The organism is Acinetobacter sp. NBRC 100985 (assembly GCF_000241225.1).
In the GTDB taxonomy this organism is placed as follows: Bacteria; Pseudomonadota; Gammaproteobacteria; order Pseudomonadales; family Moraxellaceae; genus Acinetobacter; species Acinetobacter venetianus.
Map to the genome: position 1 here is coordinate 144,571 of NZ_BAEB01000021.1, position 12,796 is coordinate 157,366.

The 12,796-nt window shown below is 37.3% G+C and carries 9 protein-coding genes; 6 read left to right on the plus strand and 3 right to left on the minus strand.

Annotated elements, in window-relative coordinates; genetic code table 11:
• Nucleotides 1-196: 196 nt before the first annotated feature.
• The 6 genes from ACT4_RS07210 to ACT4_RS07235 all read left to right on the plus strand — a co-directional run bounded on the left by ACT4_RS07210 (nucleotide 197) and on the right by ACT4_RS07235 (nucleotide 10,378).
• Nucleotides 197-1,762 carry a hypothetical protein gene (locus ACT4_RS07210; protein WP_007481040.1) on the plus strand — a complete coding sequence of 522 codons (1,566 nt, stop codon included), beginning with the start codon at nucleotides 197-199 and terminating at the stop codon, nucleotides 1,760-1,762.
• Between the two features lie 73 nt (nucleotides 1,763-1,835).
• Nucleotides 1,836-3,320, plus strand: a complete 1,485-nt coding sequence (locus tag ACT4_RS07215; RefSeq protein ID WP_007481042.1) for a tryptophan 7-halogenase — start codon at nucleotides 1,836-1,838, stop codon at nucleotides 3,318-3,320.
• 231 nt (nucleotides 3,321-3,551) lie between these two features.
• The gene (locus ACT4_RS07220) at nucleotides 3,552-5,780 is read left to right on the plus strand and encodes a hypothetical protein (RefSeq protein WP_007481044.1); all 2,229 of its coding nucleotides are present in this window, start codon (nucleotides 3,552-3,554) and stop codon (nucleotides 5,778-5,780) included.
• Nucleotides 5,781-5,793: 13 nt separating this feature from the next.
• Entirely contained in the window at nucleotides 5,794-6,597 is an 804-nt protein-coding gene (locus ACT4_RS07225; protein WP_004881238.1) for a DUF6160 family protein, read from the plus strand.
• A gap of 32 nt (nucleotides 6,598-6,629) precedes the next feature.
• Nucleotides 6,630-9,233 (plus strand): DUF6160 family protein, encoded by a 2,604-nt coding sequence (locus tag ACT4_RS07230; protein ID WP_007481046.1) that lies wholly within the window; start codon nucleotides 6,630-6,632, stop codon nucleotides 9,231-9,233.
• Between the two features lie 95 nt (nucleotides 9,234-9,328).
• Nucleotides 9,329-10,378 carry a DUF6160 family protein gene (locus ACT4_RS07235; RefSeq protein WP_004881235.1) on the plus strand — a complete coding sequence of 350 codons (1,050 nt, stop codon included), beginning with the start codon at nucleotides 9,329-9,331 and terminating at the stop codon, nucleotides 10,376-10,378.
• Between the two features lie 33 nt (nucleotides 10,379-10,411).
• Here the strand turns inward: ACT4_RS07235 and ACT4_RS07240 are convergent, their stop codons facing one another.
• From ACT4_RS07240 to ACT4_RS07250, 3 genes are all read right to left on the minus strand, one after another.
• The gene (locus ACT4_RS07240; RefSeq protein ID WP_004881233.1) at nucleotides 10,412-11,335 is read right to left on the minus strand and encodes a tRNA-dihydrouridine synthase; all 924 of its coding nucleotides are present in this window, start codon (nucleotides 11,333-11,335) and stop codon (nucleotides 10,412-10,414) included.
• 74 nt (nucleotides 11,336-11,409) lie between these two features.
• Nucleotides 11,410-11,913 (minus strand): hypothetical protein, encoded by a 504-nt coding sequence (locus ACT4_RS07245; RefSeq protein WP_004881231.1) that lies wholly within the window; start codon nucleotides 11,911-11,913, stop codon nucleotides 11,410-11,412.
• A gap of 26 nt (nucleotides 11,914-11,939) precedes the next feature.
• Nucleotides 11,940-12,749 (minus strand): inner membrane protein YpjD, encoded by an 810-nt coding sequence (locus ACT4_RS07250; protein WP_007481049.1) that lies wholly within the window; start codon nucleotides 12,747-12,749, stop codon nucleotides 11,940-11,942.
• Nucleotides 12,750-12,796: the final 47 nt, after the last annotated feature.

The following is a 12,796-nucleotide window of genomic DNA, read 5'->3' on the forward strand; positions in this document are numbered from 1 at the left end:
AAAAATTCTTCATTCATCACAAAAAGTGTTCAGACGAATGAAGCTAGTAATTAATAAAAAATAAGATACAATCAGTATAATTTGATTTGTTTTTGTACAGGATCACGGAAATTACTACGGCTATATAAGTGAGTATTCGATCATACAGAAACAAGTAATAAAAAGAACATATGGAAGTTTTAACACGGAGGTCGTTATGCGACAGTTTAGGTTTCTTAATTTGGCATTATTAGCCTTAGGTAGTTTATGTTTAAACTCAGCATATGCAGCCTCTTCAACACTTCATAGCTTGACTGATAGTGAAATGTCTGCAGCAACTGGGCAAGCATTAATGAGTTTGTCTTATATTGCACCCACTGATTCTGCGAACTTGGAAACATTGAGGAACAGCAGCAGTAATATTGGCTTCTATAAACTAGGTTTAGAGGCAAAAGTTGAGTTGAATGCAAATATTCGAAATCTTCAGCTTGGTTGCGGTGGTGTGAATGGTGCTGGTGCTTGTGATATCGATATTAAAAATCTTTCACTTAGTGGCTTAAATGATGGTACGGTCGCTAGTGGTTCGCAACAAGGTAGTCCTACTTTTAGTGGCGATCGAGCAGCTACTAGTGCACAAATTACTAATCCATTTCTAGAGTTTGCGATTAAAAACCCTGATTCTGCCTCAACACGAGAGGTTGCAGGTTTTCGTTTAAGCGCAGAAGCAATAGAAGGGTTATTAAGTGCTGGTTTGGAAAATTCAGGTATTTTATCTTCTACTGATGGTATTCAGAGCCTAAGTGGTTATCTGCAATTGGCGAATTTATCTGGAGAGGTGTCTACACAGGCAACTACTTTTGGCGCTGCTGGAGCAGCAGGTTGTGCGGCAATTGTTGGTCAAGCAAATGGTTCATGTCAGGCAATTGCAGGTAAAATCAATTCAACGATTGGTGGTCAGCGTGGCTTTGTGAGTTATACTTCTGCCGCTTCTTCTGATACATTAGGTATTTCTGTACCGAGTTTGACGGTGCCTTTTACTAAAAATACGACTTCAGTTATTACGGGAAACCGTATGACATCTGCAGTGGTAAACAATATTAATGTCACTGTTCCTCATATAGCATTAGACTGTGCACGTTCAAATAGAGCTAGCGCAGCTGCATGTGGTAATGCGCCGACAAGTAATTTCGTAAATCAACTATCTGTAGATTTAATTCAATATGGAAATTATCCTAATGGTACAAGTTTAACAACAAATGGTAATAGTACAGACTGTATCACGGTTGTATTTATTTGTGTCGTTGGTACAGCCCAATTCCAAATGGGGGCTGGATCTACCTTAGATGGTTTGAACTTAAACGTAACCTTTAATGAGGCATTGAACTTATTCCATAATATTCCTTTAAGGGGTACGGGTGGCTATCTTGCATTGCAAAAGCAAGCTTTACAGTGGCCAGGTTCAAATAGTGATGATATTGCGCAAACAGGTTGGTGGTTATCATTTAAAGATCCAATTGATTTAGGATACTTAACATCTACAAATAAAGCCGATATTTCAGCTGTATTGCCTCAAGTTGCTGGTTTTGTTACACAAGCATTAATGCAAGGAAGTGATATTCCTGTGAGTCTTATTGATGGTCTAAATGCAGCAACAGGAAATCCGCTTGTAAAAACACTCAATATTGATGTAAGTAGTCAAACGGCAAATCTATCATTGAGTAATTTGCAGTTGACTTCGCAGTATGTCACCAGTAACTGCTATGGTGGTAATCAATTCTGCTAAATTAAATATGTCGCGATGATTTAGAGAAAAGCAGCTTCGGCTGCTTTTACTATTTTTTATTAGGATAAGAAGAATGTTGAATCTACGAGGGATGAATAGAGTTGTAGTTGTTGGTGGAGGAACTGCTGGTTGGTTTGCAGCTTTACAGCTTAGGCAGCTTTTTAGCGCATCTGTTGAAATTATGGTGATTTCAGCTCCACAAATACCGATTGTTGGTGTTGGAGAGGGAGGGGTATTAAATCTTCTTACTGTATTACACGATTTAAATGTTGATTTGAAGGACTTTATTGCTAAAACAGGTTCAACATTAAAGTTAGGTTTTAGATATGAAAGTTGGCGAACAGGTCAATCAGATGATTATTATTACCATTTATTTCCTTTAGCAACAGATGATTTTGTCTGGAATGAAAATGGTTATAACCCATTTTTATCTGGTTTGTTTAATCATGGCATTGATATCAGCAAGTATATGGCTTCATATCAATTTAGTGAAGAAAAAAAGCCTTTTGAGGAAGTTCTAGAAATTCTATTAGAAGGTAAGAATAATTTTGGAGCATCTCTTCATTTTGATACTTTTAGAGTTGGTCAGTATTTAAGGGATATTGCTATTGCAAGAGGAATTCTTCATGTTGAAGAGAAAGTTGAGAGTTTTCAAATTGATACGCTAACTGGGCATATTTCTTCGATTTGTTTAGAAAAACGTAATATAGATTGTGATTTTTTAATTGATGCATCTGGGTTTGCTAGGTTATTAATTGGAAAGCAATATCAGAGTGAATGGTGCTCATTTTCAGATGTGTTACCATTAAATCGTGCATTACCTTTTCATTTGCAATATGGGGATGAGCCGAAAGAGTTAGTCACACGTGCTACGGCTATGAGTTCAGGTTGGATGTGGCAAATTCCGCTTCAGGAAAGAATTGGTGCTGGATATGTTTTTCATGATGAGTTTATAAGTGATCAGCAAGCTCAACGAGAAGTTGAAGCATGGCTCGGATGTGAAATAAAGCCAGCTAAACCAATTTCATTTGAAGCAGGTTGTTACAAGGAAGTCTGGATCAAAAATGTTGTTGCAATTGGGCTTGCATCTGGATTTGTTGAACCATTAGAGGCTACTTCTATTGGCCAAATGCTGACACAATTACAGTTGCTCGTCTCGTTCATTAAAGAAAATCACGGCATTATATCTAAGCAAAATATAGATTGTTTTAATCAACAAAATACACAATTTTGGTTTGGAATACGTGATTTTATTCGAATGCATTATGATACAGGTAGAAGTGATACTGATTTTTGGAAATTTATGTTGACGGTACAGCAACCTGAAACCTATCAGGAGTTGAAAAAATGTTGGGTCTACAGAACGCCTAGAGATATTGATTTTGTACAGCATAGTATGGGTGGGGTTTCTATGTTTAGTGTTGCTAGTTGGTTCGCTGTTGGTGCGGGAGTGGGAATAATCAAACCAGATGCAACTGCGACGGAGCTCTACGCTTTGTCACCTGAAAAAAAAGCTAGAGTTGCAAAGTTTTTGCATGAGTTTAAGAGAAATTCATAAAAAATAAAATTTCATCTTTATTTATGTAAAAGCATCGTTGCTTCATCGGAAAAATGTAACCATTTCTCTGTTTGTTTTGCAATTGTGTAATTATTAGGCATAATATTATTCAGGTTTTATAGTTCGAACTTTATAAGTTTCGGAAAGATGTTTGGATGCGTCTATATAAAATCACTTAATAAATTTAAGAAAAAAAGTTGGTGCGGAGCATCGAGTAACAGGAAGGTTTAGATGGCTACACTTTATACGGTATCATTCAAAAGAACTGTATTGGCAACGCTAATCGGATTATGTTTAAGCCGATATGCTTTTGCGTTGCAAGAACTATCTGACGATGGTTTGAGTGCTACTACAGGTGAAGGGATCGCAATCCTTCCAACTAATACATACATGATTCTTCGTGCTGCTGGTCCTAATGAAACTCAAAATGCTCTGTTAACTGATCGCACAAAAGATACGGGTTATATCCACTATTTACCTGTTGGTGGTTTGACTTCAATTGTACAAGATACAAATAAAGATGGGTATGTTTCAGATGGTGTTACGGCAATTGGTGGTTCTGTCCGTCCTGTAGATCATTCTGTTGGTAAGGCTGACTTATATTTATATGGTTTGGCTCTATCAAAAAATGCCAATAATGATGTAAATAGTCGTTTTGACTCTGGTTTGACAGGTTTGATTGCAAACGCTGCGATTGCAAGTTGGGGATCTGCCCAAAACCCTTGGATTTTCAAAACAACAACGGCAAAAAATGTTCCTAATTTCAGTGCTGCGAATTGTACTGGTGCTTCGGATCTTTCATGCCAAATTACATATCTTAATTTAGAAGCTCCATTATATGATATTACTCGTCCAACTACTGCTGAAGCGGGGGCAGACGCTTATAACTTGAAATTAGCCTTTTGGACGGATGCTTTTGTTCGAGACCAAAGTAAAGCAGAAGGAAGTGTTGATCAGTTCAATTTAGGTGAGAATTTTGGAACAACAGCAGCGGGACGAGCAAATCGTTTACGACTTCAAGCCATTTGGAATGGATTTAGTATAAATGGTAGTAACTTACAAATGTTTCAAACACTGAATGGTGCTACTAATACAAAAGGTATGAGTTCATTTTACAACAATACATTAGGTTTGGCTGGAGTTCTCCGTTTTAATAGTGGTGATGGTGCTAATTTAAAAGCAACAATGACAGATACCACCACGAGTTCAATTGGAACGACATCTGCATGGACAACTATTAGTAATGGTCAGGACACAACTTTTGGTACATCTAAAACAGCATCTACTGGTAACTGTGGTAATGCTAGTACAGGGAATTTTACTGCTACCGCTGGCTCAGCTGGTTGTAAATATATAGTCCAAAATCAAAAAAGAACAGATACACAAACGCGAACTAGGACTTGGACTGCGCCAAATGTACAGGGCGTATTGAGATTAAGTACAAGAGAAACAGCTGATACTGATCGTTTAGCTACTCCTGCTACTGGGGGGGCTTCTCCTAATTTTGCATCAAATGAAGGTTTATATATATATAATCTGAATGCTAATTTGGTTTTAGGTAGTTTGTATCAACCTGTAATTTTGGGCTCTGATGGTAAAAACTTAAGTCTAGAAATAGCTCGAATTCCAAATAAACCAGAAATCTACAAGAAAATTTATACTGATTATTCTGGTACTGATGCCACTTATTTAGGTTCAACTTGTAATATTTATCAGTGTGGTACAAGTGACATTGCAAACTATCAAGGTGGTTCGCCGCGTACAGATTACTCTGCATCGGCACTTTCAAATAAAAAATTAGCAACACATAGTAGTATTAGTATTGGTACCGTATATAGTCCAGATGGTGGTAAAACATTACTCGCTTTTAAAGGTGATGCTTCAAATGATGCAATTGGTATCTCTTTTGGTGGTCCATTACAAAACAATACCTTAACAACAACAACATCGAATACAGCTATTCAGGTTCGATATGCCGAGAGAGCTATGAGTACCTCTACTTGGTTACAAAGTAGTAGGTGTACAGGTACTAACATATGGGGAACATGTAATAGTACTTCTGATACAACGGGCTATTTGTATCAATGGCAATATGATAATGGCACTAGTTTAGTTAACTCAGCAAATGGTTGGACTGCAACACCTACTAGTGCTGCATCATGTAATGGTGGTTCTGGCAGTTGTAATAACGTTTCAGGTACAACACCTATCTACGGTACCGTTGCTAATAGAACATGGTCTGACACCAATTTAAATGGGGGGGCTTGGAAGAGTACCTCTAGTGCTGCTGTAAATGCATTTATTGGTGCATCAAATGGTACGACAGGTTACGTAATACCAGCAACAAATACCGCCCCGATTCCAAATGTAGCAAGTCCAAGTCCAAGTACAAACTTTGGATCGGCTGTTATCGATGGCTTGCTTATTCAACACATGAAAATAACGACTACGGGTCTATAAAGGGAGCATAATAATGAAAAAAATCTCGATTATTCTCGTATCTTGTTTGATTGCAGTAACGTCATCGCATGCTGAATTACAAGCTTTAGATAATAATGCATTACAGGCGGTAGAAGGTCAGGCGGGCGCTGATCTCTCGCTAAAGTTATCTTTAAATCAAAACATTCTTTCAGATGCAGCCTTACAAGCAGGTACTGCACCGACCTTTAGTTGTACCAATTTGGAATACTGCCGTTTAGCTATTTCTTTTAATAAACGTTTTGTACAGAAAAAAACTACGGCTGATGCTAGTGGTCCTGCTGATACAGATCCAATCTGGAGTATCGCGGCTAGTGATCCTACAGCAGCGAATCCAGGCCATAAGTTGTGGTTGGTTATGAAGGGGCTTCAGGGAACCGTAAATATTCAAAAGCTAGGCTTAGATGGAACGGATTTGGTATATGCTCGAAAATCTGATGGAAGTCCTATGATTAAGCCTGCGATACAGTTAGGTTTTGATGCGACTCAACCTATCCAAATTCGAAATTTAGGATTTAGTGCATTATCTATTGAGCAAGATGTTGTTACTTCATATTATGATGCAAGTGGAAATTTGGTAGAAAATACGAGTACTTCACCAAATGATTATGGATATTTAAAAACATCGACCTATTCTCCAGTTCTAAAAAAAGTTGCAACAGTCGCAAATGGTGGAACAACTGCAAATAATTATGATGCTGGACGTGAAACAGGTTTTATGGGAGTACAAATGAATGGGAATTTAGCTCTACAAGGACAAATTAAAATTTTTGCATGTAGTGACCATTCTCGTTGTTAGTATAGTGCGGACCCAGTTCAAGGATTGAAGTGATGAAAATAAAAAATCAAAATCAGAGAAAAAAGTGGTTTGCTCTAAGTACACTAGCCACTAGCTTATTTTTTGTAAATCAAACTTCATTTGCTTTGCAAAGTTTGGATGATAGTGCTTTGCGAAGTGTCAATGGACAAGATGGTATTAGTATTTCAACAACATACGATGCAATTGATGTACAGCAGTTCTACTGGGAGGATGATGCTGGTCGTGGTAGTGTTGGTGCTACTAATACTAAGCTTCGAGCGATAGCTGAAGGCTTTAAAGTTCGTCAAAGTAATGCTTCTACACTACCATTAGGAACGAATTACCAAATTAATATTGGTAGTAATGCTGGTAAGTCTGGAGTGGATTTTAATATATCGAGTGATCCATCGTTAATTACTATTGATAATTTTAAGATATGTGATACAGAAACGATTGCTCGTTGTAGTGATCCAGTTGGTACCTTGGCTCTTCAAACGAGTTCTCCTTTAGGAATTACATTTAAAACACGTGATGGCTTATTTAGTAAAACAAGCCAATCGAGTTTAGTGTTGGGATTAAAAAATATTAACCTTTATCTTGGCCAAGTTGACGCAAGTAATCAGCTTAATCAACTTATACTTAAAAACCTTAACTTTAATTTCTTAGGTAAGGGGGTGATGTATGTTGATGATAAGGAAGGTTTACGAATACAGACAAATGCCGTTGGGACAGCTAATGCTTTAACAACTGATAAACCGAGTGGTACTTTAGGTTATGTTGATTTTACTAGAGTAGAAGATAGTGGTAGTGCAGCTTTAACTGCGCATACCTATAGTGACAGCTCTGGGAAAGCAACTAATGCAGGATTAAATCTTGAATTCATGACAAATAAAAATGTTGTGAATGCTGATAGTAATACAAGGTATGCGATTGACTCTAATACAAAAAGTCCAGTTGGCGCCAATGGGCTTATTCGTCTAGGAGCCAGTGGGCGTATGGTCAACGGCTCCTTACAAGTCCGCGGTATAACAAGTGGAACTTTAAATGATCCAGTTATTGGTACTGGGCAGTATGGAAGCCCGAACGGGACAAATATTATTGGTAAAGCAAACAATGGCGCAAGTGCAACTCCTATTCTTGGTGGAAATGTTATAGGTAATTCAGGTATCGCTTTTCGTATGAAAGCAGATTTTACGACTGAATCTGATATGATGCTTGATACTAATATGGATGGTACGCTCAGCGCTGATGAGAAGAAAAATGCGACACGATTAGAAATTGGCGGGGCTGGTCTAAATACTTACGGATTTGAGTTTGGTAATCTCACAGGACTTCAAGCTGGAAGTCGAGGGACTTTTGATAGTGGTAATATTTATATAAATCTTGCAGATACAAAGTCCATTCTAATACCAGCTAACTACGTATTCCAAACCAGCCGTTTTGGTAATGGTCAATTTTTAACTAGTGCGGCAGACTATACGCAAAATATCCATACAGGTACCGGAAATACAAACCCTTATAGTATTATATTAGCTGTTCGTGGAGCTGAGTTCCAAGCAATTTCTAAGCAAGGTCGTTTTACGAATAGTGCTACTTATAATCCAGCTGCAGGTTATCAGCCTATTATCGAACATGATGGAAGCAATAGTACGACAAATAAGTTGAATACATGGGGATTGGCATTACCTTTCTATAACTTAAATGCAAATATGGCGATGTACGGAACCTCGGTAGATGCATCAACTGTTTATGCATTTGATAAAAATGGTGTGAAAACAGCTATTGGGTCAGGTAATACTCCTCGATTAGGTTTTTCTTTGGCAATGAGTACAAGTGGCATTGATAGAGATGCGAGTTTTGTCCCTCAAGGAAACAAAACGACTTCAATCCTAGTAGTTGATGGTGGCGATAACGATAATAATAGCGTTAATGGTGTCCAGCCAACCAATTACTATATTGGACTCCGTAATATTGATATGTTGCTAAAAGGAGCGGGGACAATCGGGGTTGAAAAGGGTAGCTTTAATGCTAGCTTAAAAGACATGCTAATCGTAATGGCAGCAGAATTAGCTGCAGGTTATTTGCCAGGATCAACTTATAAAACTTGTGCACAATTAGCTAGTGCTACTGGATGTGCGACTCGTAGTGTTGCTCCTGCTAATAGCTTTGCTTTAAATGATGATGTTTTGTTAGGCCTTAAACTTCGTATTGGTGGTGATATGGATTTATCATTAATCCCAAATAATGAATATAAGTCTGATGGAACAGGTAATAGTCTTATTATTGCTGGTGACTTAACTCTTAAAGGAACTGGTAACACTATTCAAATTAGTGATCCAACAGATGGTTCTACACTAGGGTTAGATAATCTGTCTGGTAAAATGGCATTTAATAACTCAATTGTAATTGGTCGTCATAGCTCTGGTGAGGGGATGGTTGGATTTAATACGGGTCTTACTTTCAATCCAGCAGGGACAAATGGAACTGGCACTAATGCGGAAAAAATAGCTGGTGTATTTAGAGCTAGAGATATTAATCTATACCCACCTAGCACAGGTGCAGGAGCACGCTTGGGAGAGATGGTTCTTACCGGTGGGCAGTTAAATAGTCAATTAGGTATTATCCCTAGGAATTAGTTATATATTTACCAGATTTTTTTAGCATTGATATGATGTTTTTCTATGCTAGAATGTTGGTTGTTATTTAAGCGTTTGTCTTAAGGATTAGGACAATGAAGAAAAAGAATATTTTAGGATGTTTATTGTTATTGAGTCCTTATTCAATGGCAATGCAACCAATGGATGATCAGAGTTTATCTTCCACTGTTGGGCAAGACGGTATAAATATTACTGTAAATACATCTAAAGTTGAGTTTGATCAAATTGCGATTATAGATAGTGATGGTTTATCAAATGGTAGTTACACTTCGACAGATTATACAAATCGTGCTGGCTTAGTTATAGGTGGCATTGCTGGTCAAACTCCTATAACTGCATCAAAACCAAACCCTGTTGCAATTGTGGGCATTGATGCAAGTAATGCTGATACATCACTACCGCTTATTAAAGCATCTATAGATACTGATAAAGGTACTGGAACCAACGGTGCTTTTGCTAACATCGCAATTTCATTTGATGGGAATTACAGCGGGTTTCGTATCAAGCCATTTTCTATTTATACTGCGGATGCGAATAATTTATCCAATGTAAGTGGCAGTGTTTATACTCGAAAATCTATTTTTGATATTTCTTCTGCTATTAAATTACAGTCAGGTGTTAAAGAGTTATTGCGTGTCAAAGATAATTTTGATATCAAATTTTTAGCCTCTAATAAGCCTAAAATTAATATTCAATTAGGTGGAGCACCTCAAAGTCATATGTTTATGTTTGATGGTGCAATTGAGTCAATTTGTGGGACAGGCACAGGCTGTAACATGATGTTAGTCTCTGATTATTCTACACCGGGAGATTCATCAACGACGCCTATAGGTGCTAGTTTTGATTTTCAATTCAAAGCGACTAACGCTACGAGTGGCTTTGGCTTGAATGGGTTTTATGCTGGTATCATGGGACCCACACCAGGAGATTTTGGTGGGATTGTTTTTGGAAATCCAAATAAAACCGATGAGTTTGATTTAAGTTTAAACAACGTAAAACTAGGCAATACAATAGGTACGCTTGATCCAAATGTTTTTAACGGATTGCAGAATAATTCAATTGGAAATATTGGAATGAAAGGAGCATCGGTCACTAATCTTCAAATGAAAATTAGTGGTATGTAAATTTAGAATAAAAAGGGGAGATATTCTCCCTTTTTATATTAAATAATCAAGAATTTGATCAAGCTGCTTCTCTTTTTTTACTTTTCCCCATAGCTCTTGTGCTTCTGGATAAGCTTTAGTCATCATCCCCAACCATTGTTTATAACGGCCAATCATTCCGATTTCTGTTTTATATTGACCACTTAAGAAACGTTGCTGTAATTCGACTAAATCAGACCATGAAAGAATTGCTTGGTCTTTATTTTGGCGGATACACAAAGTTAAATCTGGTGTGGTTACTGCACCGCGACCAATCATTAAGTCTTGGCAATGAGATTGTTCTAAACAGGCTTTGGCATCTGCATTATTCCAAATCTCGCCATTTGCGATGACATTAATTTTTAATGCTTCGGTAATTGGTTGAATTTTTTCCCAATAAGCAGGAGGTGTATAACCATCTGCTTTGGTTCTAGCATGTACAGTAAGCCAACTGGCACCTGCATCTTCAATGGCATGTGCATTGTCTAGAGTGTGATCTTCATCTAAATAGCCTAAACGCATTTTTGCAGAAACGGGTATGTGTTTTGGGACAGCATCACGTACAGCCTTGACGAGTAAGTGAACGGTTTCTGGTTCATCAAGCAGGATAGATCCGCCACGATGCCGATTCACTGTTTTAGCAGGGCATCCAAAGTTTAAATCAATTGCAGGAGCACCTAGCTCAACGACTTTTGCTGCATTAGCAGCAAGCATGTCTGGATTGTTGCCAAGAAATTGTACATGTACAGGCGTGCCAGCTGCGGTTTTACCGCCATTTTTCAGTTCTGGACAAAAGCTATAGTAGATATGATCTGGCTGAATGCTATCAGTAATACGGATAAACTCGGTCACGCACCAATCAAAACTGCCAACATGGGTGAGCACATCACGCATGATTGGATCAGTAAGACCTTCCATCGGGGCGAGTACAAGTTTCACGATTTTTACCTAAATAAGCGAAAACAGCGTTATACGCATTTTTTGGTAAGATGTCTATAAAATGATATTGTGTTCTACACAGGCTGATGTTGAGGGTTTACTGAGAAGTTAATCCATAAGTTTTCATCATCAAAGTTTTGCACATACAGTTTAATTTTTTGTTGAGGATAAATATTGTCTGTTCCTAAAATGGATTCGCAGTCTTTGTAGTTCACTAAACCCAAAAAAATTTCTCCATATTTAACAATAACACCTTGTGGATAGAAACAAACAATCTCTGTATCAATATTTTGATTGATGTGAAGTTTGCTTTTTAAGCTATCCCATGCATCTACATGTTGCGATATAGATTTATTCCAAAAACTTAAAAATTCTTCCTTTGTAATAAGAGATAATTCTTCTAAATGTTCTTCGAAGCTTCCTTCAGGTAGAAAAAAATTAGATTGTTCATTTATAAAAGCTGTATTCAAGATTATTGATGATGTGCTACAGATTGCTCTTAAACAGTAATGTTCCTGATCTAGTTCATACAGGATTATTGTCTTATCTATATCTGTATATTTATAGTAAGAATACATTATGATTCCATTTTAGAACGTTTCTATTAACGTCCTAATATCATTTCTAAAATAAATTTACTGCCGATAAATCCAATCGCGAGCAAGATAAAACCTGTTATGGTAAAGCGAATTGCCTTGCGCCCACGCCAACCGAATTTGTAGTGGCCAATTAATAGAGCACCATATAAAAACCACGAAATAATACTGAATGCAGTTTTATGTGCGAGATGTTGTGCGAAGAAATTATCGATGGTAAAGAAGCCAAATAGCAAGGCAACAGTTAAAAGTCCAAAACCTGTAATGATTAAGTCAAATAGAAGGGATTCCATCACTTGAAATGGAGGAAGTAAATTGACCCAAATTCTTCTTTTTTGTTTTTTCTTAAGCTCACGATCTTGAAACCATAGTAGTACAGCTTGAATCGTCGCCATTAACAAAACTGCATAAGCAGAAAGCGATAAAATAATATGAAAATCAAGACCAACGCTATGTTGTTCAATCACTTGATTAGCTTGACTGAATGCATAACCTAAAATTAAACCAATAGCAGCTACAGGTGTACCAATTAAATTTAATGGTAAAATTGGTCGAATCAAACTTAAAACTAAACTTAGCGCAAGCATTAAGCCAGAAGTAAAAGAAATAAGATTGAACACATCATAATTGACACCAATAGGGGTCACCATATCTTGGTAAAGAACTACCCCGTGAAGAGCAAGCCCCAAGACGACGATAAGACCATAGCACCAAATATTTGGAGTACGTTTTGACATTAAATGGATAAACAGATACCAAAAAGAACTGGTATATGCGACCAGTGCCAAAATTGTGTAAACCAAGGGGAGACTGATCATGTCAAACCTTTTTTAGGAGGATGAATAATATTCACCATATAAGATAT